18 protein-coding genes and 1 pseudogene are annotated in these 22801 nt (G+C 46.1%); 14 read left to right on the top strand and 5 right to left on the bottom strand.

Going from position 1 to position 22801, the window contains the following annotated elements:
* Positions 1 to 120 precede the first annotated feature (120 nt).
* From NLX73_RS22260 to NLX73_RS22270, 3 genes are all read left to right on the top strand, one after another.
* Positions 121 to 1704: an amidohydrolase gene (locus tag NLX73_RS22260; protein WP_254327359.1), complete on the top strand. Its 1584-nt coding sequence runs from the start codon at positions 121 to 123 to the stop codon at positions 1702 to 1704.
* Positions 1705 to 1706: 2 nt separating this feature from the next.
* Positions 1707 to 3137: a YfcC family protein gene (locus NLX73_RS22265; protein WP_254327360.1), complete on the top strand. Its 1431-nt coding sequence runs from the start codon at positions 1707 to 1709 to the stop codon at positions 3135 to 3137.
* A gap of 111 nt (positions 3138 to 3248) precedes the next feature.
* The gene (locus tag NLX73_RS22270) at positions 3249 to 4919 is read left to right on the top strand and encodes a ribonuclease J (RefSeq protein ID WP_254327397.1); all 1671 of its coding nucleotides are present in this window, start codon (positions 3249 to 3251) and stop codon (positions 4917 to 4919) included.
* A gap of 157 nt (positions 4920 to 5076) precedes the next feature.
* Here NLX73_RS22270 and NLX73_RS22275 read toward each other — a convergent pair whose 3' ends face one another.
* Positions 5077 to 6336 carry a BaiN/RdsA family NAD(P)/FAD-dependent oxidoreductase gene (locus NLX73_RS22275; protein ID WP_250259440.1) on the bottom strand — a complete coding sequence of 420 codons (1260 nt, stop codon included), beginning with the start codon at positions 6334 to 6336 and terminating at the stop codon, positions 5077 to 5079.
* 291 nt (positions 6337 to 6627) lie between these two features.
* Between NLX73_RS22275 and NLX73_RS22280 the strand changes: the two genes are divergently transcribed.
* The 3 genes from NLX73_RS22280 to nadE all read left to right on the top strand — a co-directional run bounded on the left by NLX73_RS22280 (position 6628) and on the right by nadE (position 9854).
* Entirely contained in the window at positions 6628 to 8367 is a 1740-nt protein-coding gene (locus NLX73_RS22280) for a two-component system sensor histidine kinase NtrB (RefSeq protein WP_254327361.1), read from the top strand.
* Positions 8368 to 8508: 141 nt separating this feature from the next.
* Positions 8509 to 8943 (top strand): BrxA/BrxB family bacilliredoxin, encoded by a 435-nt coding sequence (locus NLX73_RS22285; protein ID WP_023986978.1) that lies wholly within the window; start codon positions 8509 to 8511, stop codon positions 8941 to 8943.
* A 101-nt stretch (positions 8944 to 9044) separates the two neighbouring features.
* Entirely contained in the window at positions 9045 to 9854 is an 810-nt protein-coding gene (nadE, locus tag NLX73_RS22290; RefSeq protein ID WP_025722646.1) for an ammonia-dependent NAD(+) synthetase, read from the top strand.
* A gap of 91 nt (positions 9855 to 9945) precedes the next feature.
* Here the strand turns inward: nadE and NLX73_RS22295 are convergent, their stop codons facing one another.
* Positions 9946 to 10773, bottom strand: a complete 828-nt coding sequence (locus NLX73_RS22295) for an alpha/beta hydrolase family protein (RefSeq protein WP_134902226.1) — start codon at positions 10771 to 10773, stop codon at positions 9946 to 9948.
* 184 nt (positions 10774 to 10957) lie between these two features.
* On the opposite strand from NLX73_RS22295, the gene acpS reads away from it, so the two are divergent.
* Together acpS and mutY are read left to right on the top strand one after the other, a co-directional pair.
* Positions 10958 to 11362: a holo-ACP synthase gene (acpS, locus tag NLX73_RS22300; RefSeq protein WP_254327362.1), complete on the top strand. Its 405-nt coding sequence runs from the start codon at positions 10958 to 10960 to the stop codon at positions 11360 to 11362.
* A gap of 4 nt (positions 11363 to 11366) precedes the next feature.
* Entirely contained in the window at positions 11367 to 12599 is a 1233-nt protein-coding gene (mutY, locus tag NLX73_RS22305; protein ID WP_254327363.1) for an A/G-specific adenine glycosylase, read from the top strand.
* A 138-nt stretch (positions 12600 to 12737) separates the two neighbouring features.
* On the opposite strand, the gene NLX73_RS22310 is transcribed toward mutY, so the two are convergent.
* Positions 12738 to 13559 (bottom strand): AraC family transcriptional regulator, encoded by an 822-nt coding sequence (locus NLX73_RS22310; protein ID WP_165178989.1) that lies wholly within the window; start codon positions 13557 to 13559, stop codon positions 12738 to 12740.
* Between the two features lie 186 nt (positions 13560 to 13745).
* Between NLX73_RS22310 and NLX73_RS22315 the strand changes: the two genes are divergently transcribed.
* Both NLX73_RS22315 and NLX73_RS22320 read left to right on the top strand, forming a co-directional pair.
* Positions 13746 to 15938 carry an alpha-galactosidase gene (locus tag NLX73_RS22315; protein WP_254327364.1) on the top strand — a complete coding sequence of 731 codons (2193 nt, stop codon included), beginning with the start codon at positions 13746 to 13748 and terminating at the stop codon, positions 15936 to 15938.
* Between the two features lie 24 nt (positions 15939 to 15962).
* Positions 15963 to 17396 (top strand): PTS transporter subunit EIIC, encoded by a 1434-nt coding sequence (locus NLX73_RS22320; RefSeq protein ID WP_254327365.1) that lies wholly within the window; start codon positions 15963 to 15965, stop codon positions 17394 to 17396.
* Between the two features lie 126 nt (positions 17397 to 17522).
* Here the strand turns inward: NLX73_RS22320 and NLX73_RS22325 are convergent.
* A pseudogene (locus NLX73_RS22325) lies at positions 17523 to 18014 on the bottom strand (DinB family protein).
* A gap of 134 nt (positions 18015 to 18148) precedes the next feature.
* Positions 18149 to 18763 carry a superoxide dismutase gene (locus NLX73_RS22330; RefSeq protein WP_023986992.1) on the bottom strand — a complete coding sequence of 205 codons (615 nt, stop codon included), beginning with the start codon at positions 18761 to 18763 and terminating at the stop codon, positions 18149 to 18151.
* 520 nt (positions 18764 to 19283) lie between these two features.
* Here NLX73_RS22330 and NLX73_RS22335 point away from each other — a divergent pair.
* The 4 genes from NLX73_RS22335 (at position 19284) to queG (ending at position 22791) form a co-directional block, all read left to right on the top strand.
* Complete coding sequence (locus NLX73_RS22335; RefSeq protein ID WP_023986994.1) at positions 19284 to 19709, top strand: GNAT family N-acetyltransferase; 426 nt, start codon at positions 19284 to 19286, stop codon at positions 19707 to 19709.
* A gap of 131 nt (positions 19710 to 19840) precedes the next feature.
* Complete coding sequence (gene lepB, locus NLX73_RS22340; RefSeq protein WP_254327366.1) at positions 19841 to 20425, top strand: signal peptidase I; 585 nt, start codon at positions 19841 to 19843, stop codon at positions 20423 to 20425.
* A 93-nt stretch (positions 20426 to 20518) separates the two neighbouring features.
* Positions 20519 to 20956, top strand: coding sequence for a ribonuclease HI (rnhA, locus tag NLX73_RS22345; RefSeq protein ID WP_023986996.1), 438 nt, complete (start codon positions 20519 to 20521; stop codon positions 20954 to 20956).
* A gap of 95 nt (positions 20957 to 21051) precedes the next feature.
* A complete protein-coding gene (gene queG, locus NLX73_RS22350) occupies positions 21052 to 22791 on the top strand; it encodes a tRNA epoxyqueuosine(34) reductase QueG (protein ID WP_254327367.1) in 1740 nt (579 codons plus the stop codon).
* Positions 22792 to 22801: the final 10 nt, after the last annotated feature.

Below are 22801 nucleotides of genomic sequence, written 5' to 3' on the forward strand. Positions count from 1 at the left end.
TGTAAATGTATTCAGGTACGGCGCAGCTTCTGCTTCCACTCTATAAGAGAAGCAGAAGCTATATTATAACGTTATATTACGTTATGTAGTGAGGCGGATGAATAATGAGGGGGTGAAATTGTGCAAGGGAAGAATGATACATTAGCGGACAAAGTTTTACTGTCAAATGCTATTTTTAATGGCTTAGAAAATGAAGCCTCGCCGGGGTTTATTGCACTGCGAGGAGAATGTATTGCAGCAGTGGGGCGTCCCGAGGAGGCACAAGCTTGGATAGGAGCGGGAACGGTTGTCTGTGATTTGGGCGATGCTTTTATCATGCCAGGAGTTCATGACAACCATGTATTTTTTACCGGATATATGTCGATGCATCGGGGCGTGGATTTGACTCATGCAGCCTCGATTGAAGAAGCAATGGAATCCATGCTACAAGCGGCAAACAACCTTCCGCCAGAGAAAGATGTAACCGCTTACGGCTGGAGCGAGGAAGGTTGGGGCAAGCTGCCTGAGCAAAGCTTGTTGGACGAGCTGTTCCCTGATCGGGCGGTAATTGCCATTAACCTAAATAAAAACTACTGCTGGATGAACCGACTGGCTCAGGAGAAATATCAATTTTTGCCGGATCAATGCAGCGCTGAGGCACGCGCTTTGCTGCTCCAATCTATGATGAAGGATCACAGCCTTGTCAAACAAGAGTTTATGGAGTTTTGCCGTATACTAGCTGCACGAGGAGTTACCTCCATAAAAGATATTGGCTTTGACCGGCATAGCGAGCTGCTGCCGATTCTAGAAGAATTGAAAGAAACAGGAGAACTGCCGCTACGATTTCATTTCTCGCTTGAACCCGTTGTTGAACCGTTGGATATTGGCACCGGTATGAAGTATAAAGCACTTTATAATGGGGACCTTATTCGTTTCCAAGGATACAAGCTGATGCTTGACGGCGTCGTAGCAGATCATACGGGGGACATGCTGGAACCGTACGCAGATATGCCTGAAGTCACGAATTTGAGGACGGTTGATTACGAAAAAATTGAAGCCTCTGTGCTGGAAGCGGACAGCCAAGGTATCAAATGCTGCCTAACTGCAGAAGGTGATGCTGCGATTCGCCAAGCGGTATCCATGATTGAAAAATGCCGCGAACAACAAGGTAATAACCTTATCAGACATTCTATCAGTGATCTAGAGTATCCTCATCCAGATGATTTGATCAGAATGGGCAAAAACGAAATTTTTGCCGAAGTCTACGCCCAAATCCTGCTACTGAATCCAACCTATGAAGAGGCCTATATGCCTGTTGTGGTAGGCAAAGGTAATGAAAACCGATTTTATAATTATAAATCTATGCTGGAGGCTAACGTGCCAATAACCATTGGGACTGATCTGCCTTTATTTATCACGAGTGTTCCTGATTCACTGTACTCAGCTTCTCATCGGTTATTTCCGGACGGATCACCTGCTGGAGGCTGGTATCCCGATCATGGGATGCCGCCATCCGAAGTTTTAAAAGCATGGACCATTAATGGAGCCAGACATTGTTATATGGAAGAGGTCACAGGCACGCTGGAGGCTGGAAAATATGCTGACATCACCGTTTTTGACCGCAACCTTCTTAATGCATCCGCTGGTGATATCAGGGATGCCCAAGTGATACTGACCATTATGGGAGGGAAGGTTACTTATAACCATTCTTGGAATGAGGGATAAACATGAACATCGAGAAAAAGAAATGGAAATTATCCTTGCCCCATAGCTATACTTTAATATTTTTGATTATTATTACAGTCGCCGCATTGACATGGATTGTACCCAGCGGACAATTTGACCGGCATGAAGTTACAGTGAACGGTGTGACCAAAACCGCGATCGTTTCGGGAACCTATCACACTGTGCCCAAAACGGGTGAGAACGGTGATTTAAGACAAGGACTCCCCCAAATCCTAAGCGCTCCTATTGAGGGGATTATCAATGCCGCCGATGTGGTCTCTTTTGTCCTTATTGTGGGCGGCTCCTTCGGGATTATACTGCAGACAGGAGCCATTGACCGTGCCCTGACAGCTCTTGCCAGACGGCTGAAGAATAAGGGGATTCTGCTTATTCCAATTGCCATGGTTATATTCAGTCTCGGAGGCTCTACCTTTGGGATGAGCGAAGAAATTATTCCGCTTTATGCGATTTTTATTCCATTAATGTTTGCCTTAGGCTTCGATTCTATGACTGCTATTCTCATTCTATTTCTGGGAACGCAAATTGGCTATGTTGGTTCGACTGTTAATCCTTTTTCAGTATTGATTGCCCAGGGGATCGCAGGGGTGGAGGGGAATCCTCAGCTCTGGCTGAGATTTATTGAATGGCTTGTATTTACTATGATTTCTATTGCCTTTACAATGTGGTATGCGCACCGGGTTAAGAGAAATCCGGAGAAATCCATTGTTTATCAGAGTGATATTATAAATCGCGAGCAGTTTATAAAAGAAAATACAGGTGAGGACGTCGTCTTCACGTTTCGGGACAAATTAATTATAGGTGGATTTATTGTAACGCTTGGAGCAATTGTCTGGGGAATTTTGGCCAAAGGCTGGTATATGACTGAAATCGGCGCCCTTTTCTTCGCACTCGGTCTTTTTGTCGGGGTTGTTACTAAAATGAGCCAGAAGGAAATAGCTGAGAATTTTGTAAAAGGGTGTGGTGAATTCATCTACGCTGCAGTGATCATAGGTCTCGCCCGCGGAATTCTGATCATCGCCGAGCAGGGTATGATCATCGATACCGTATTGAATGCACTCGCAAGCATTCTGGAAGGATTGCCAAGTTACTTGTTCACCACCATTATGTTGGTTGCACACAATATTATTACTTTCCTGGTTCCATCTTCTTCGGGGGAAGCTGCACTAACAATGCCTGTACTTGCACCCCTTGGCGATCTTGTAGGTATCAATCGTGAAGCAGTAGTCACAGCGTACCAATTCGGTAACGGGTTAACCAATCTCATTTCACCGACAGGCGGAGTACTGCTGGCGGGATTGGCCATTGCCCGGATCAGCTTTGGACAGTGGCTGAAGGTAATCTTCAAGCTATTCCCCATCCTGTGGTTAGTTGCTGCTATTTTTGCTGCGATTTCGGCTGCGGTGGGTATCTAATAAATCAAGTGAGAGCCCCTGTCTTTTAGAGACAAGGGTTCTTTTTGTGCATAAGTTTACGTGAAAAATGAATAATATGGATAGCATTTTCCTAAGGAGGAAATAAAATTGATGCACGCTGATAATAGATTACTCATTGCTGCTCTAGGCGGTGTTAATGAAATCGGGAAAAACATGTATTTCATCCAATACGATCAGGATATTGTCGTTATCGATTGTGGCTCCAAGTTTCCTGATGAGAACTTGCCTGGTATTGACCTTATTGTGCCCGATGTCACCTATCTGCTGGAAAATCAGGATAAAGTCAGAGCGCTCATTGTGACTCATGGGCATGAGGATCACATCGGAGGTATTCCCTATTTGCTGAAGCAGATTAATATGCCCGTTTTTGGCACAAAGCTCACCATCGAATTAATTAAGATTAAGTTAAGGGAGCACAATCTTTTACGTGATGCTGAGCTTCATCTTATAGATGCAGATTCAACCGTTCAAGCGGGAACGATTCAGGCCTCCTTTTTCACCACGGTCCACAGTATCCCGGATTGCCTGGGTGTCTTTTTTCAGACACCGGAAGGCAATGTGGTCCATACCGGGGATTTTAAATTCGATATGTCTCCCGTAAGCGGACCTTTTCCCGATCTTCATCGAATGGCTGAAATAGGAAAGAAGGGGGTAAAAGTGCTGCTCTCCGAAAGTACAAATGCGGAAAGGCCAGGATTTACCCCTTCAGAACGTTTGGTTGGCGGGCATATTCTAGATGCATTTGCCAGAGCCAAGCAGCAGGTATTTATCTCCACGTTCGCTTCTAATGTGAACCGTGTCCAACAAGTCATTGACGCGGCTGTGGAAACAGGTCGCAAACTGGTTTTACTCGGACGCAGTATGATAAATGTGGTTTCGGTGGCCAAGGAGCTGGGCTTCTTGCATATGCCTGAGGATTTGTTGATTGAGCCGGGGGAAACAGAGCGGTTCCCCGCAGAAGAAATTGCAGTTTTATGTACCGGAAGTCAGGGAGAGCCGATGGCCGCATTGTCACGTTTAGCCAATTCCCTGCATCCCAAAATCGAAATTTTGCCTGGTGATACGGTCATCATTGCTGCGGGAGCCATACCGGGGAATGAGCGAAACCTTTCCCAGGTCATTGATAATTTGTATGTGCTGGGTGCCCAGGTTATTTATGGATCAGGCAGCTCCACGGGAATGCACGTATCCGGTCATGGCAGCCAGGAAGAATTAAAATTAATGATGACCCTGATGAAACCGGAGTATTTAATTCCCATACACGGTGAATTCAGGATGTTGTATCAGCATCGTCAGCTAGCGGAGTCTGTGGGGATTCCGATGGAGAATGTATTTATCGTCCATAACGGTGACACTGTTCAAATCGAAGAGGGAAGAGCATCCCTGGGGCCCAAAGTATCAGCCGGCAATAGCTTGGTAGACGGGTTGGTAACAGGGGACGTAGGTAATATTGTATTACGAGACCGTAAAAAGCTTTCTTCAGACGGAATGCTGATTATTGTGATGACGTTGAGCAAAAACGAGAAACAAATGCTCGCAACGCCAGAGGTCATTTCAAGAGGCTTTGTATATGTTAAGGATTCCGAAGAGCTCATGAGTCAGATCCACGACACGATTATGTCCACAGTGAACGAGTTAACAGAAATCGAAATGAGTCAGTGGGGACTGATTAAGCAGATGTTAAAAGATGATGTTGGCCGCTTTATTTACAGTCAGACGAAGAGAAGACCCATGATTTTACCTATCATTATTGAGGTATAGAATAGCGACAAATGTCAAAACAAGATAGAGCTTGTTCAATACGCGATTACACAAAAAAAGACTTAAATCAGCAATATGACTGATTTAAGTCTTTTTGATTTTCTTCCTACTTTTCCTATAAGAATGCGGATGTAATGGCGGTTTACAGCGCAGCGTCTTAATCGCTTACAGCCGCTTGGGTTCCTGCTGTATGCCCTGTCGTAAACGCCGCTGTAATATTATAACCACCTGTGTAACCGTGAATATCGAGAATCTCACCGCAGAAGAACAATCCAGGCATCAGCTTGGACTCCATCGTTTTCGGATTAATTTCCTTCAAATTCACACCGCCCCCGGTAACAAATGCTTCCTTCAGAGAGAGCGTACCGTTCACACGGATTGGAAACGCCTTAATGTGATGAGCAAGTTCTTGCCATTGCTGCTTGGGAATATGATCATAGGTCAAATCCTCACGCAGTTCGGCTTGCTGGAGCAACAATGGAATCAAGCGTTCCGGTAAATAAGGCTTAAGCACATTTTTGATCGCTTTTTTAGCATCGACCGATGCCAATTCCAGCGTCTCACGGTAGACTTCATCGGCATGTTTGTGAGGCTGTAAATCCAGAGTCAACAACACCGTGTTTACCTTATCCTTTTTCATTCCCTTGACGACAAACTGACTGCACCGCAAAGCAGTTGGGCCAGATAGACCGAAATGTGTAAAAATCATATCTCCTTCATGGACGACAACTTTCTTTTGCTTCGCATTCCATACGGTCAGACTGATATCGCGTAAGGATAGTCCCTGAAGCTCTTTCGTCTGGATGAACGTCTCGCCTGAGGTCAACGGCACCTCTGTTGGGTACAGTTCCGTAATCGTATGCCCTGCTTGTTCTGCCCATGCATAGCCGTCACCTTCCGAGCCTGTATGCGGGACGGATTTGCCGCCAACGGCTACAATGACATTACGGCTATGTAGGATTTCACCGGAACGCAGCCGCACCCCAGCCGTATGGCCTTCATTGTAAATAACCTCTTGAACAGGACAGCTTGTCCGAATCTCGACTCCTTGAGAGCGTACCTTGTTGATCAAAGCATCGACAACTGTTTTGGCTTTGTCCGTCACTGGAAACATACGCCCATTGTCTTCTTCCTTTAAGGCTATACCCAGCTGTTCAAAAAAGGCGATGATATCCCGATTGCCGAAAGCCGCCAGTGCACTGTGCAGAAAACGGCCATTGCCGGGAATGTGTCGAATGAGTTCGTCCAGCTCTTTGGCATTCGTGACATTGCAACGGCCTCCACCAGAGATCCCCAGCTTTCGCCCGAGCTTATTTCCTTTTTCAAGCAAAAGCACCTTGGCGCCCTCACCGCTGGCAGCGGCAGCAGCCATTAATCCGGCTGAGCCGCCTCCGATCACAATAACGTCGTAAGTCATAAACCTCTTCCTTTTCGTCGACAAATTTTCAAAAAATTCAGAATGGTGTAACCGATTTTTCATCATATCGTAATACCGTCGCTTCGGATAGCCTTAGAGCACAGTAAACACGTATATATTTCAATTTGCAGGAATTTAAAACGCGTAAAAACGTTCCTGTTATATACATCTAGTATTTAGCAGATTTTGTCGTTCTACACCGGGATTTTAACACATATATTGTAATATATTGTAGCCTGTGCTTTAATTCAACTAACGGCGTCAAGGAAAGATGATGAGGGGGAGAAGTCCTTGTTAATTGCGTTGAAGGAAAGTGTGCTCCAAGTTCTCCTTGCCGTTATATCGGCGGGTTTTTTCTCTATATTAACGGATTATGGGGATAAGAAAAAGGTTTGGGGCGGCAATCTGCTTCCTGGACCCAATCAAGGAATACTGTATCTGTGTTGCTTGCCAGCCATATTGCTATGTACACTCTTTCAATATCAGTCTCCGTATGGTCTACCTTCCAATCTCGGTATTATTCCCCTTGCTGTTGGCATCATGTACGGTAGACGTCGCACTGCCTTCGTGCTCGCCGCTTCCGCACTGATGGGTGTCCTGATTATAGCCCAGTCGACAGAAATGTCCCCGATGTATGTGGGTACGGGTTTTATTCTTTTTCCTTTTATGCTGCTGCATGTCAAGTTTTTTCAAAGAGGAACCTTGGTGGACAAAAAACTCCTAATCTCCGCATATGTTGTGGCTGATATGCTGTTTAAGGCGATATTTCCGCTACTGTGGGGCAAACAGGATATTTCGGTATACATTCCTGACTTACTTACAACGTTCTGGAATATTGGTGCAGGTGTGCTGGCAAGTTTTACGGTCGTGAGTCTGATGCATAATGCCTTTGAGAAGCTGGCGCTGCGGCGTGATGTGACTGAATTTACGAGCAAATACTTAATTGAAGTGGATAAGCTGCGTCAAGTTATGGATTTGATGCCGTTATCTCTTGTTACTCTGGACAGCGAAGAACGAGTTATACATATGAACAAAACGATGCTGGAACTCTACCAGGACTTCGATCCCTACATTACACTGCCTGAGGTGGTAGGCCGTCCATTGACCTCGTTATATGGTTTTAGCGCTTTGCCTGTGGTTAACGAACGAGTTGCAAAAGCGTTGCAAGGAGAGGCGGGTGCTGATTTTATAAATGTTCCTCCCAAAGTATTCTTCTCAAGTTTCCTTCCTATTCGGGATAAACACGTAAACCAAACGACAGGCGTCATTATCGCCTTGCAAGATATTACAGAGCTGGAGACGCTGCGCAGTGAGCTAGGCAATTTTGAAAGGCTCAGTCTGGTCGGACAGATGGCAGCGGGCATTACTCATGAAATACGTAATCCGATGGCGGTTGTGCGTGGTTTTTTACAGCTTATGCGTGAGAAAAGTCCAGAATCTCTCAACCATTACTACCGTATTGTGATGGAGGAACTTGACCGGGCGAACGGAATTATTAACGATTTCCTTTCACTGGCCCAGAATCGGATTGTCGAGAAGGAGCAATGTCATCTGCATGATATTATTCGCGAACTGACGCCTTTATTGTGGGCAGATGCGAATCTGAGGGGGCAGACGATTGAGCTAAAGCTGGAGGAGCATGTGACGATGCTGCATTTGAACCCTAAGGAAATGAAGCAGTTGCTGCTTAATTTATCACGTAATGCGATGGAAGCTATGGGAGAAAAGGGGGTGTTGACCATTTCGACTCATGAGGAAGGGGATTTCGTGGAACTCGAAGTAAAGGACACAGGTCCGGGAATTCCGCAAAAACAGCTTGAAAAGCTGTTCCAACCTTTTTACACCACCAAAACGAAAGGTACAGGTTTGGGGCTGGCCTTATGTCAAAGTATAGTGGAGCGTCATCACGGTACGATTGCCGTAGACTCGGTGGAGGGAATGGGCACGCAGTTTAAAGTCCGATTGCGCAGAACCGTCCCGACTTACCGGGATCACGCTGAACCTTCTGTCATAAATTCGATACAGAAATAATCGTGCAAATATATAGCCGGATTTTTGCAAATTACGTGAAAAAGATTGTATAATGAAGTTTAGATGTCCATGCCTTTACTACGGCAAAGGATGAAATTAAAAACGTAGTATACATGATTTTTGGAAAAGGAGTGAAAGAATATGTCTATGTCTTTCGATCAATATATGAGAGATTCAGTTCAGCCAATGCGCGATGAACTGACGAATCTTGGGATTCAGGAACTGCGTACTTCTGAAGATGTGGAGGCCAAGCTTCCTAATGCTAAAGGGACAGTGTTGGTTGTTGTGAACTCGGTATGTGGTTGTGCCGCAGGCCAATGCCGCCCGGGTGTGGCTGAAGCGCTGAAGCATGATCTTACGCCAGATCATCTGTATTCGGTTTTTGCCGGACAGGACAAGGAAGCAACGGCAAAGGCTCGCGAATTTTTCGCACCTTACCCACCGTCATCCCCTTCTATCGCGCTGTTGAAAGACGGCGAGCTGGTTCACTTCATCGAGCGTCATCAGGTGGAGGATCGTTCGGCAGATCAGATCGCTGCTGATTTGACCAGTGCATTTGATCGTTTTTGCCGGTAAGACTGCTCAAGCTATGCCCCGCATTTTTCGCCTGCGAAACTTGCCGGGGCTTTTGCATGTTGGCTTGTGAAGGAAATTCCTAAAAAAGAGGTGCTTATCTGATGAGTTTGCAGGAACAGATTATTGCTGAATTGGGAGTACAGCCTACGATTAATGTAGAGGCGGAGGTCCGTAAGCGTGTGGATTTCCTCAAGTCGTATGTAACGAAAACGGGAAGCAAAGGGCTGTTGATCGCCATCAGTGGCGGGATTGATAGTGCCGTAGCAGCCGCTTTGTGCAAGCGGGCTACAGATGAATTGACGCAGGAACAAGGGGACGAATACAAAACACTGGGTGTATTCCAGCCATACGGCCAACAGGAAGATATCGAGCATAGCTACGCGGTAGCCAAAGCGTTCGACCTGAAATATGCTGGGGAAACGAACATTAAGGAAGCCGTGGACAAGGTTGCCGTGGAAGTGGAGCATACGTTAAAGGATATCGGTCTGGAGCGTTCCATTACTCCGCAAGTGAGAGGGAATGTAAAGGCAAGAACACGTATGGTGGTTCAGTACGCACTCGCGAATGAGCTGAATCTGCTCGTCGTTGGCACAGATCACGCTTCAGAAGCCATCACAGGCTTTTATACCAAATGGGGCGATGGTGCGGTTGATATTACGCCACTTAGCACGCTTAACAAACGTCAGGTGCGCTTGCTCGCTAGCTATCTTGGAGTTCCGCAGGCCATTTTGGACAAAGCGCCTACAGCAGGATTGTGGGAAGGCCAGACGGATGAAAAAGAACTGGGGATCTCCTACGAAGCAAACAGCGACTACCTGGAAGGCAAGGAAATTGACCCGGCGGCACGCGAAAAGCTGGAAAGCTTCTTTACACGTACAGCGCATAAGCGGACAAGCATCCCAGGAGTGTAAGCATTAATTATTATGGAATTGTAAAATCCTGAAGTAAATAAATGCGGCGATCCGCCCGGCGGATCGCCGTTTGTATTGAAGGGGCAATAATTTAATTGGTGATCCACTCAATGAAGCGGCGGGTTTCAGTAATCGCTTGATCCAGTGGAAGGCTACCTCCCTGGAATGGATGAACGGTATTAAAGGTATGATTGCCGCCTTGAATTTGTACCCATTCGATGTCGGGACGAACGGATGTGAGCAGGGCAGAGCCTTCCCGTAGACGTTTGGAATCTTCGGTTCCCTGGATCAGTACAGCTGGGAGCTGGCTGTTGGCAAGTCTGTCTACAATGGCAAAACGCTGGCGATTTTGTTCCAGGTCTTCCAGAATGACAGCATCCAGCGGAAGCTGTTGTCCTGTTCTGGCGTTCTCCACATAGCTGCGCCCCTTGGCGCGCATTTCTTCTTTTTGCGGTAAAGTAAACAAATCAAGATCTGTCACGCCATTCCATGAAATGACGCCAGCAATCTCGCCGGGATGATCTAGAGCATATACAAAGCAGCTTCCCGCGCCTCGGCTATGTCCTAACAGAAACAACGGCAATTCTCTGAACTCATGACGTGCTCTCAGATTGGACAGCAATAGTTCCAAATCCTCTTGTTCGCGGCTATAGGTGTTGCGTGCGAACTTTTCCAGCTCGGTAAAATTCTCTAGATCCTCACCTATGCCATTATGTGAAAAGTTGAAGGTCACAACATGGTTATCCATACTCAATGCTTCTGCTATATAGGGGAACATGCCCCAATCCTTAAATCCTTTGTAGCCGTGAGCGATGATGAGCAGGCTTTTGGCTGTATTTTTAGCGGGAAACCAGGAAGCCCGGATCACCGCATCTGTTCCTGCTTCGGTACCTGCTTCAACAATAATGGTTTCTGACATCCTATCCTTCCTTTCTACGGGAATTTTTTTAAATGGGCATATGAGCTGAATTTCAAAACATTCACCTATAGCCTTTCTTATTTTAACATATTTTGGTGCCGCTTTTACGCCTTTGTGACTCGCCAGGGTGTGGACGCACTGTTACAATAGATCCAGTAAAGTAAAAAGGACGGGGAATACCCAAATGATCTACGGAATTGGACATGATGTGCTGGAAATAAGCCGTATGGCTCATATTTTAGCAGGTAAATATGCAGATGCGTTTTTGAATCGGGTGCTGACCCCGGCAGAACGTGAGCTTGCTGTGGAACGCAAGGGTAGACTAACGGAGTTCGTAGCAGGGCGCTTTGCCGCCAAGGAAGCGATAACGAAAGCCTTCGGTTGCGGAATTGGGCAAATCATCGGGTTCGGCGATATGAATATTTTACCGGAACCTGGGGGGAAGCCAGCCGTTTATTTGTCTTCATCCGCGTGGGATAGACTGAGATTGCCGTCTACAGGTGACTCGAATTACAGCATTCACTTGAGTATTACACATCAGCCTAACATTGCCTCTGCTTTTGTGATTGTCGAATATAAGGAGATGTGATGTGATGACTACAAATACATTGGAACAAAAGCGTTATTTCAGCTTTGAACTGTTGAATTGGTATACACGTAACAAGCGCGATTTGCCGTGGCGCCGCCATCGGAATCCTTTTTATATCTGGATCTCGGAAATTATGCTTCAGCAGACGCGTGTGGATACGGTCATTCCGTATTTTAATCGCTTTATTGCACGTTTTCCTACAATTGAAGCGTTGGCGGAAGCACCCGAGGAGGATGTGCTTAAGCTGTGGGAAGGGCTGGGTTATTATTCGCGGGCCCGGAATTTACAAACGGCGGCTAAACAAGTAGTTGAGCTTCACGGCGGGCAGGTGCCGGATGATACACAGGCTGTCGCTGCACTGAAAGGAGTAGGCCCGTATACGACGGGGGCGATTATGAGTATCGCCTTCAATCGACCAGAGCCTGCTGTGGACGGAAATGTAATGCGTGTGCTGTCGCGTTATTTTCTCATTGAAGAGGATATTATGAAGGGCAGCACGCGGGCGCATATGGAAAGTCTGGTACGGGAGCTGATTCCCGAAGGAAGGGCTTCTGATTTTAATCAGGCTCTGATGGAGCTGGGGGCGCTGGTCTGCACGCCGAAGTCACCTCATTGTCTGACCTGCCCGGTCATGGAGCATTGCTCGGGCAGGTTGGCAGGTCGCGAGGAGACGCTGCCAGTCAAGACCAAGGCGAAGCCGCCGCGGCTGGAGCCGCGTTCCGTAGCCCTCATCGAGGGCAGCGGAGCGAACGCAGGCCGCCTGCTCGTACGGCAGCGCCCGGCCAAGGGCCTGTTGGCCCGCATGTGGGAGCTGCCGCATGAGCTTGCCGGGCCGGAGGGCTACAACGGCCCGGTGCCGGATGAGCCCGCCATGGACCATTTGGCGGCTCATTTGCTGGCAGAGGGCGTGCTTGCGCGCCCGGTGCGGTTTGTACGTGAGGCGGAGCACACGTTCAGCCACATTCACTGGAACCTGCGTGTGTTCCAGTGTGAAGAGGTCGCCGCCCCTGTCGGGGAGGCGGGAGGACATCCGCTGGCTGCCGAACAGCGGGCCAGCTACAGCACCGAAGCGAAGCCGGGTGCGTTGATTGCGCTGGCTGAGCAGGCGGAGCACACGCGCAATGCGCTGCCAGCGGGGTACCGCTGGATCAGCGAAGCGGATATGGCCACCTTGGCGTTTCCCAAGGTGTTCCTCGATCTGATCACCGAGTATTATGCGAAGCAAAAAGAGAACTAATGGTCAAACTAAAGGTTTTGCCCATAAAAGAGGGTAGTTAAAAAAATAGCGGCAGTATGGACATGAGGTTGATCCATGCTGCCGCTATTTTTCTGTTTTTGGAATGAACATGCCTAATTTAGTTGCGAACGAAGTGTGTTATTTTTGGGGATTTTTTCGGTATTCGGATGGAGTCACCTTGTTGACCGTTTTGAACATTTTGGAGAATAGGAGTACATCTTTATACCCTACAGACCGAGCAATATCCCCGATTTTAAGGGAAGTATTTCTTAATAGGGAGCACGATTTTTCAATCCTCAAATGCAATAAAAATTCCTGTGGTGACTTATTTAGTTGCTGTTTAAATAAACGATGCAAATACGAACGGTCAATTGAAATGTACTTGGCAATGTCGCTTACAGTAATGAAGTGTGAATAGTTTTGTTGAATGAAGAGAAGCGCTTCTTTAATATACCGCTGCTGTCTTACCTCAGGGTTGACTTCCTGATTAGGGTAATGTTCAAACATCAGATACAGAAATTCGTACAGCTTGGATGCAAGCAGTAGGTCTTTGTTGGATTTCAGTGTAGAAGAAACGACGATACTCTCCATACAGCGGGCAAGGCTGCCCTCTGCTTCAAACCGGAAAATGGGATTGTCCCTATTGATACAGGTCCGGCTTAGATATTCTTTTGCTTGCACCCCATTAAAACCAATCCAGGCATATTCCCATGGGTCGACTTCATCCGCTTCGTAGTAAATTAAAACCTTCGGCTCAATAAAGAAAGCATCGTTTTTCTCCAAATGATAGATTTTATCGTTGACTTTAAAGATCCCTTTTCCTTTTAAAATATAATGCACCATATACCCGCTTCGAATGGCTGGACCATAAGAGTGCTTGCTGGTACAGCTTTCTTTGCCACATGTGTATAAATTGAGATCCAGGTTGTTATAGGAATGATTGGAAAAGTGTGAACTCATTTGTTTTCACCTCTTAATTCACCTCTTAATTCATCTCTGCATATTATCACACCGTTTCATATAGAGTCTACATTATTCCATATAATTATTGAAACTATTCAATTATTATTAGGATGTAAACAATGAGTAAACAACATAATTTATACTTTTTGGAAATCGTACTATTGGCTCTATAAGGGGGTTGCTATGGCTATACACATCGATAAAGAGAAGCTTTTATTCCATTTACAAGGCAGCAATACGAGTTATGTTATGCAGGTTATACGAGATGGTTATTTAGCCCATCTGTATTGGGGAAAGAAAATTCAGAACTATCGGGGAAGCAATAAAATCATCTTTATGGATAGAGGATTTTCACCCAATCCCGATGGCTCGGATCGAGCCTTTTCACTGGATACTATCCCGCAAGAATATCCGTCATTTGGAAATAGTGATTTCAGGATTCCTGCGTATCAGCTTCAATTGGAGAATGGTTCTACAGTGACAGATTTTCGGTATAAAGAACATCGGGTTTACCAAGGCAAACCAAAATTGAAAGGGCTTCCTTCTACTTATGCAGAGGATGATGGCGAAGTAGAAACTCTGGAAATCGTCCTTGAAGACCCATTAATTAATGTAAAGGTTGTACTATCCTATAGCCTATATCAAAAGTGGGATGTCATTACCCGTTCAGTCCGTTTCGATAATGAAGGTCGGCAGCAGCTAAAACTGCTTAAAGCGTTAAGTGCTAGTGTGGATTTTCGTGATGATGAATATGAACTAATTACCTTGTACGGTGCGCATAATAATGAAAAAAATATAGCAAGACGAAAAATTTTACCTGGAATTCAAATGGTAGACAGCTGCCGTGGAGCCAGCAGCCCTCAACAGGCACCCTTTATGGCACTTGTAAGAGAAGGAACAGATGAAGAACAGGGTGAAGTGTACGCCTTTAATATGGTGTACAGCGGGAACTTTACGGCCCAGGCTCAGGTAGATTCCTATCGGAACACAAGAGTCACGATGGGGATTAATCCTTTTGATTTTACATGGCTGCTTGAACCTGAGGAATCGTTCCAAACGCCTGAAGTGGTCATGGTATACACCGAAAACGGCTTGGGCGGCATGTCGAGAATTTATCATGAATTATACAGGAACAGATTATGTCGTGGGCCTTATCGTGACAAAGAGCGACCGATCCTGATTAATAACTGGGAAGCCACTTACTTTAACTTTGATGCCGACAAGATTGAGCAGTTGGCGAAGGAAGCTCAAAGTGTAGGAGTGGAACTGTTTGTATTGGATGATGGGTGGTTTGGAAAACGGGATGATGACAATACTTCATTAGGCGATTGGGTGGTGGATCGTCGCAAACTTCCAGATGGATTGCTGGATCTTGCAAACCGCATACGAAATCTGGGTATGAAGTTTGGTTTGTGGTTTGAACCTGAAATGGTATCCATAGACAGCGATTTATACAGAAAGCATCCCGATTGGTGTATCCATGTCCCTGATCGTCCGTATACGTTGGGAAGAAATCAACTGATGTTGGATTTATCGAGGAAGGAAGTGTGTGAGTACATTATTAAGTCGGTTTCCGATATTTTATCGGACGTACCAATTACTTATGTAAAATGGGACATGAATCGTCACATGACGGATGTGGGTTCGGCAGCCTTGCCACCTGAGAGACAGAGGGAGACTGCGCATCGTTATATCCTGGGACTCTATAGTGTTATGGAAGAGCTTACATCAAGATTTCCCCATGTCTTATTTGAGAGCTGTTCTAGTGGAGGAGGCCGTTTTGATGCCGGCATGCTCTATTACATGCCTCAGACCTGGACGAGTGACAATACAGATGCCATTTGCCGACTGAAAATTCAATGGGGAACCAGTCTTGTCTATCCTCCGATTACTATGGGGGCACACGTCTCCACGGTACCCAACCATCAAGTGGGTAGAATAACTCCCTTGGAGACAAGAGGTTATGTCGCCATGGCCGGTAATTTTGGATATGAGCTGGATCTGACGACATTAACCGTTGAGGAAAAAGAAATAGTAAAAAAACAGATAGCTCTATATAAAGAAATTAGATCGCTCATTCAATTTGGGAAGTTTTACAGAATAATTAATCCGTTTGATGAAAATGAAGCCGCATGGAACTTTGTGTCGGAAGATCAAACGGAAATGGCGGCCAGCTATTTCAAGGTTTTATCCCAACCCGCAGCCGCGATTAAAACGTTAAAATTCAAAGGTTTGAATCCAGACTACGTTTATAGAAATGTAGAAACCGGTGAGCTATTCGGCGGTGATGAATTAATGCATGTCGGCATAACGCTTGCCAGGGTAAAGCAGGACTTTTTAGGCATGTTCTGGAGATTTGTTAAAGAAGACATCTGATTCAGCTAGAGGAGGTTTTACTAGATGGAAGCAAAAGAAAAGCAGTATAAGCAAATTTCTCAAGAAATTTTAAAATATATCGGTGGTGAAGACAACATTATCGGTGTGGCCCATTGTGCCACAAGATTAAGAATTGTACTTGAGGACAATGAAAAAGCGGAATTAAAAATGATTGAAGATATTGATCTGGTTAAAGGCGTTTTCATAGCGGGGGATCAACTACAGATCATTTTTGGAGCAGGGTTGGTCAATAATATCTATGCCGTGTTTTCCAAACTGACCGGAACGGAAGATATGTCATTAAGTGACGTCAAATCGAAGTCCGCACAAAGGCAAAATCCTTTTCAAAAAGCCATTAAATCGCTGTCAGATGTCTTCATTGAGATCATGCCTGGAATTCTTGCCGCCGCATTGTTAATGGGGATCACCGGTCTATTAGGCCAGAAGGGGCTATTCGGCCCTAAATCGATTGTGGAGATGTATCCAATTTTCCAAGGGATCAATCGCTTTGTTCAAATCGTTTCCACAGGTATTTTCACCATCCTGCCGCTGCTTGTTGTTTATTCTGCAACCAAGAGATATGGCGGCCGTCCGATTCTGGGGCTTGTGCTGGGTGCGATTATGCTTCATCCAGCCTTGGCGGACGCCTTTGAGGTAGCTAAAGGGAGCCAAAATCCGGAATCGATCAGTCTTTTCGGCCTTCCCGTACAGTTGGTAGGCTTTCAGGGCGGTATTATTATTGCTCTGATGATGGGATATGTGGTAGCCAAGTTGGATCAGTTTTTTAACAAAAAGGTTCCAGACATGATTAAACTATTTTTGGCTCCGTTGCTGACGGTCTTTGTTTCTTCCCTGCTATTGTTTACTATTATCGGCCCTCTTGGGCGAGAGCTAGCCAGTTTGGTGACTGTTTCGCTGCTTTGGATGACACAAAACCTAGGAATATTCGGTTTTATGTTTTTTGCAGGCATTCAGCAGATCATTGTTATTACAGGCTTACATCATGTTATGGGTGCGGTAGAAGCGCAGCTGTTAACCGATACAGGCAGAAATTTTATCAACCCGTTGGCATCAGTAGCTTTGATGGCTCAAGGGGGCGCCGTTTTGGGGTATATTCTTTTGAATCGCAAAGACACCAAGGTTAAAGAAATGGGTTACTCTGCATTCGGGTCTGTACTTTTTGGAATCTCGGAACCAGCGATCTTTGGGGTCACTTTAAAGTATAAGTTCCCCTTGGTTGCTGGATGCCTCGGAGGAATGATTGCGGGAGCATATGTATATTTAAGCAAGCTGACAGCCATAGGATTCGGAACCACGGCTCTTCCCGGCTTTGCAATTGCAGCGTCAGAGAACCATGGTCATATGAATTATCTTATCGCTCATCTTATTGCCCTGTTATGTGGAGCATTATTTACATTGGCTTACGGTGCTTTCAAGAGTAAGAGGTCAACAGTCTGAACCAAGAGAATATTCGTGGAATAGACAAGAGAGTATAGATGAAAAAGTAAAAGAGCCGTCCTCAGTCGTTAAAAACGACCGGGGACGGCTCTGAGTCACATGAATATATTTGTATGTTCGTTAAAGCTAATCGATGCTATCATCGCTTTCAATCAGCCCTTTGCCGATTACATTGGCCGAAACTGGAGGCTTGCCTAGCTCCCGAGACCATATGGACAACTGTCCAATATGGTGGATTTGGTGGGCGATGACATGACGCATCACCTCGCCCCACGCATCAATTACAATCCTGCCGTCCGGGAGGTGATCTTCGAACCTTTTCCGTTCCAGACCATCATGCCAGGCGAGCACGAACGGCTCGACATCGAGTCGAAACTTTGCATCCAGCTCACGGACTTTGTCGAGCGTATCATAGAGAGAGAAGTCCTCTTGAAAGTCGGGTTTGCCCTGAATCGTTTGAATCCAGCTCCACTCCACATCAACGATATGAAAGAGTGTCTTTAGAATGCCGCCGACTCCGCCGACGCGTTGTTTCAGTAATTCCTCCTGCTACACCTCTTCACACCAGCGGTACCATTGTTCCCGAATCATCCAGTTGTAACGAAAAAAAGTCTGCATCCATCAACCTCCAGAGCTGTATTTGAGAATCATCTCCACCAGTTTACCATGGAATGCCAAAAGGGCTGTCTCATTCGTAGAAAATCTACTTTTGAGACAGCCCTTTATTATAGGATAGAGATGTTGTTACTGGCTTATTTCTTTGCAGCCGCGTAACGTTTGTTTACTTCATCCCAGTTGATTACATTGTAGAATGCTGCAATGTAGTCTGGGCGTTTGTTTTGATATTTCAGGTAGTAAGCATGCTCCCAAACGTCCAGTCCAAGTACTGGAGTCAGACCTTCAGACAGCGGGCTATCCTGGTTTGGAGTGCTAGTGATCGCCAGTTTGCCGTCTTTGCCGACAACCAACCAAGCCCAACCGCTACCAAAACGTGTTGTAGCTGCTTTAGTGAAGTCTTCTTTAAATTTGTCGTAGCCGCCCAGCTCGTTGCTGATTGCTTCAGCAATAGCACCTGTCGGTTGTCCACCGCCGTTAGGACCGATAACTTCCCAGAACAGGCTGTGGTTGTGGTGTCCACCACCGTTGTTGCGAACCGCAGTGCGGATGCTTTCAGGAACGCTGTCCAGATTGGAGATCAGATCCTCCAGGCTTTTGCTTTGCAGTTCAGGAGCGCTCTCCAGAGCTGCGTTTAAGTTCGTTACATATGTGTTATGGTGACGATCATGGTGAATTTCTACTGTCAGTGCATCAATGTGCGGTTCCAGTGCGTCTTTTGCGTAAGGAAGTTCTGGTAATTGAAATGCCATAGTAAAATCCCTCCTGGTTATATGGTTGGGTAAGTGTTCCTATGTAATAATACCCTCGATAGTTATATTAAACCGCATTCAGCCTATTTTATCAACATTTTTGTTTGTAAAATAGCAAACTGGGCAATACGGCCTGGTAGCTAGCATGTCCAAAACCCGATTGGAATACACAATACATAGGTAATAAGAGGTAAATTGTGAACTTTAAAATGTAAACGCTTTATATACAGCGCTTACATGAGAAAAAGGGATGTATTCCGTCAAAAAGTATGGTTTAATGGTCAAGGAAGCAGAAATTTCGGCTTTTTTGTCGTCTGCTATAATCTGTCATGTCTATGACATGACGAACTTGAGGGCATACACCCTTTTCCTGTTCTTCATTTCATATATAGCAGATCGTATGCATTTTTATCATAATGCCTTGTGATTAACACCATGATAAGAAATTTAAGGATTTATGTAAAAATGACGGTGCTGTCTCAATTTTTTTATTATGCTTACGAAAAGGGAGATATTACTTATGCACGTTCGTTCCTTTCAATTAAGTGATGTGAACTCAGTAACGGAACTCATGCAAATTGCCTTGTCAGAGGAGTGCTACAAAGAGACGGTGAGTGCGTTTGCCCGTCAGCTTTCGTGGGATTCCGGTTTGATCATCGTTGCAGAAGAAGAGGGAGAGATCGTTGGTGCTTTGATCGGCACGATCGATCAGAATGATGGTTGTTACTATCGTATCGCTATTCACCCGGATCGTCGTCGGATGGGAATCGGCAAATCGCTTGTGGAGTCCATGGAGCAGCGTTTTCAGCAACGTAAGGTTAGCCGTATTTGGGTAGCAGGGGACAAGCATAACAGTGCGGCCATGCCTTTGTACGAAGCGATGGGCTATGGAGCAAGCCAGATTTTACAGGCTTTTCAGAAGCTGAGTATTTTGGCGCCTCATTAATCGGGAATCGAAATAAAGAGAATTGAATAACATTAAGTATAATATTTACATTTAGAGCATATCTGAGTAACCGTTGCAATCGGGTACGGGATATGCTTTTCTATTTATAACAGGGTTGAGGAGGTTTAATTATGGACGCTTTGGCTCCTTCGTCAGGCCCACTTCCCTCGCCGGAAACGTCCAAACCAGCAGGTCGCTCTGGTTACATACGCGATTGGTTAGTCACTCTGCTGATCGCCATGGTCGTCTTGCTGCTTCTGAACCTGTTTGTATTTAACTTGTCCACGGTCAGAGGACATTCGATGCAGCCGACGTTAATGGAAAGCCAGCATTTGTTCGTAAACAAGCTGGTTTATAATTTTCATGACCCGGGCAGGGGGGACATTGTGATTTTAAAAGATCCCGATTCCAAGCTGTCGAGTCCAAGATTTTTAGTGAAAAGAGTCATAGGTATTCCCGGAGATGTAATCCGGGTTGAGCATAATCATTTGTATGTGAACGGTAAGCTGCTAAATGAACCTTACACCAACTCTGACGTGGAGGATGGTGATTATGGTCCTTTTACAGTGGAGCCGGAGCACTTTTTTGTCATGGGAGATAATCGCCATACTGCAGCAAGCAAGGATAGCCGCTATTTTGGCAGCATTAAATCTCAAGATTTACTGGGACGTGCAGAATTTATATTTTGGCCGATATCTGAGTGGAAATGGCTATAGAGCAACTAAATTCTGAAATTAATGCGGAACACGTCAGAACCGATCAGGACCATGACGGAGCAGGCGGTTACCGATGAGGAAAGGAAGAGGATGATGAAAGAAGTGATGGTATATACCGACGGTGCTTGTTCGGGAAATCCGGGTCCTGGGGGCTGGGGGATTGTTTTGCTGTATGGGGAGCATCGTAAGGAGCTGTCAGGTGCCGAGAAAATGACGACAAACAACCGTATGGAGATCAAGTCTGTGATTGAAGCACTGAAGCTGCTCAAGGAGCCTTGCCATGTGAAAGTACACAGTGACTCTGCCTATGTCGTCAATTGCTTCAAACAGGGCTGGATTAAAAATTGGCTTCGTAATGGCTGGCGCAACAGTAAAAATCAGCCAGTGGAGAACAAGGAACTATGGGAAGAACTGTGGGAACTGATGGGTAAGCATGAGGTTGAATATGTGAAGGTTAAAGGGCACAGTGACAATGAACTGAATAATCGCTGTGATTTTCTGGCGACCAGTGCTGTTAAAAATTTACGGTAGCATCTGATGCTATTTTCTGTTGAAATTTGAGATATGAGAATTTTGCAAATCCTCATATCTGTAATGATAAAAAGTGGAAGAGAGGTGAGTATCGGATGCAACGCGGATTGACTCAGGCGGCTGCCGGAACCGCTTCGACGCTCAAGCAGGAAATTATTGAGGCAGCTCCAGGGCTGGGTATCGACTCCATCGGGTTCGCATCCGCCGACCCCTTTCTGTCTCTGAAAGCTATATTGGAAGAGCATCGTGCGAAAGGCTATGAATCCGGTTTTGAGGAGCCTGATATTGATAAGCGGATCTACCCGGAGCTGTATGGCTCACAGCCTGCATCTCTGATTGCTATTGCGGTGGCGTACCCTTCCAAAATGAAGGACCCGCCGAAGTCGGACAAGGGGAAGTACCGTGGTATTTTGGCACGTTCAGCCTGGGGGAAAGATTATCATCTGGTACTACGCGAAGCGATGGAAAAGCTTGAGGCTTTTATAAGTGAGCGGGTGCCTGATGCCATATTGAAAAACATGGTGGATACCGGAGAACTGTCGGATCGAGCCGTTGCGGAACGCGCAGGGATTGGTTTTAGTGGCAAAAATACGATGATGATTTCACCGACGCTGGGATCCTGGATTTATCTAGGTGAGCTGTTGACGAACATTCCTTTCGAGCCAGATGAACCGGTAACGGATGGTTGCGGAGAGTGCACCAAATGTTTGGACGCGTGTCCTACGGGCGCGCTTGTGGGTCCGGGGCAGCTGAATGCCCAGCGGTGTGTGTCCTTTTTGACGCAAACCAAGGGCTTTCTGGATGAGGAGTTTATGCTGAAAATAGGGAATCGGCTGTATGGATGTGATACGTGCCAAATCGTATGTCCCAAAAATCGAGGCCTTAACTGGGATCATCATCCCGAGCTTACACCCGATCCTGAAATTGTGAAGCCGTTGCTGCTGCCGTTACTGGATTTGAGCAACCGTGAATTTAAAGAACGATTCGGTCAAAGTGCGGCGGCTTGGCGGGGGAAGAAGCCCATTCAACGCAATGCGGTCATTGGACTGGGCAATTTCAAGGATATCAGCGCGGTGCCCAAATTAACGGAGGTTTTATTGGATGATCCGCGTCCCGAGCTGCGAGGCACGGCGGCGTGGGCTTTGAGTCGAATAGGAGGGGAAAACGCTATGACAGCGATCAAGCAAGCATCAGAGAAGGAACAACATGAGCAAGTACGCGAAATGATCGCGCAAGCGCATTCCAAACTAGAGGAACAAGAGCAGACAGAACAGCAAAAGGCGTCTGAATTATCAAAATCAGAAGTAACAGCTGGGGATTCCCAGGGCCCAACCACCATTTATTATGATGAAATGGAGACACCTGTGGGCACGTTGACGCTGTGCGCTACAGATCGGGGGCTGTGCCGAATAGACTATGGCGTTTTTCATGCGAGGGAAGCACTGCTTCAGCAATGGGCCCGGACATGGATTGGGGAATATGTCTATGTGCAGGAACCTGACAAACTGCGCGAAGCCGCAGATCAACTGCGTGAATATTTTGCGGGAGAACGACGGGAATTTAGTATAGCCTATGATTTGAGAGGGACTCCTTTTCAAGAACAGGTATGGCGTGCACTGCAAAATATTCCGTACGGGCAAAGTGTGTCCTACAAAGATATTGCGGAATCGATCGGCCGAGCCAAGGCGGTACGTGCTGTTGGGGAAGCAAATAATAAAAATCCGTTACCCATCCTGTTTCCATGTCATCGGGTATCGGGTGAAAACGGAAGTTTGGTCGGTTATGCTGGAGGCTTGCCAGTCAAGACGAAGCTGCTGGATTTGGAGAAACAATAAGGACATATGT

Origin of the sequence: Paenibacillus sp. CH40, assembly GCF_024213605.1 — a bacterium.
GTDB lineage: Bacteria > Bacillota > Bacilli > Paenibacillales > Paenibacillaceae > Paenibacillus > Paenibacillus polymyxa_B.

Coding starts and splice junctions, on each gene's coding strand:
- NLX73_RS22295 (WP_134902226.1), bottom strand. CDS start 10,773: ATGTCAGAAACCATTATTGTTGAAGCAGGTACCGAAGCAGGAACAGAT.
- NLX73_RS22265 (WP_254327360.1), top strand. CDS start 1,707: ATGAACATCGAGAAAAAGAAATGGAAATTATCCTTGCCCCATAGCTAT.
- mutY (WP_254327363.1), top strand. CDS start 11,367: ATGACTACAAATACATTGGAACAAAAGCGTTATTTCAGCTTTGAACTG.
- lepB (WP_254327366.1), top strand. CDS start 19,841: ATGGACGCTTTGGCTCCTTCGTCAGGCCCACTTCCCTCGCCGGAAACG.
- NLX73_RS22275 (WP_250259440.1), bottom strand. CDS start 6,336: ATGACTTACGACGTTATTGTGATCGGAGGCGGCTCAGCCGGATTAATG.
- acpS (WP_254327362.1), top strand. CDS start 10,958: ATGATCTACGGAATTGGACATGATGTGCTGGAAATAAGCCGTATGGCT.
- NLX73_RS22310 (WP_165178989.1), bottom strand. CDS start 13,559: ATGAGTTCACACTTTTCCAATCATTCCTATAACAACCTGGATCTCAAT.
- NLX73_RS22285 (WP_023986978.1), top strand. CDS start 8,509: ATGTCTATGTCTTTCGATCAATATATGAGAGATTCAGTTCAGCCAATG.
- nadE (WP_025722646.1), top strand. CDS start 9,045: ATGAGTTTGCAGGAACAGATTATTGCTGAATTGGGAGTACAGCCTACG.
- NLX73_RS22320 (WP_254327365.1), top strand. CDS start 15,963: ATGGAAGCAAAAGAAAAGCAGTATAAGCAAATTTCTCAAGAAATTTTA.
- NLX73_RS22315 (WP_254327364.1), top strand. CDS start 13,746: ATGGCTATACACATCGATAAAGAGAAGCTTTTATTCCATTTACAAGGC.
- NLX73_RS22270 (WP_254327397.1), top strand. CDS start 3,249: ATGCACGCTGATAATAGATTACTCATTGCTGCTCTAGGCGGTGTTAAT.
- rnhA (WP_023986996.1), top strand. CDS start 20,519: ATGAAAGAAGTGATGGTATATACCGACGGTGCTTGTTCGGGAAATCCG.
- NLX73_RS22335 (WP_023986994.1), top strand. CDS start 19,284: ATGCACGTTCGTTCCTTTCAATTAAGTGATGTGAACTCAGTAACGGAA.
- NLX73_RS22330 (WP_023986992.1), bottom strand. CDS start 18,763: ATGGCATTTCAATTACCAGAACTTCCTTACGCAAAAGACGCACTGGAA.
- queG (WP_254327367.1), top strand. CDS start 21,052: ATGCAACGCGGATTGACTCAGGCGGCTGCCGGAACCGCTTCGACGCTC.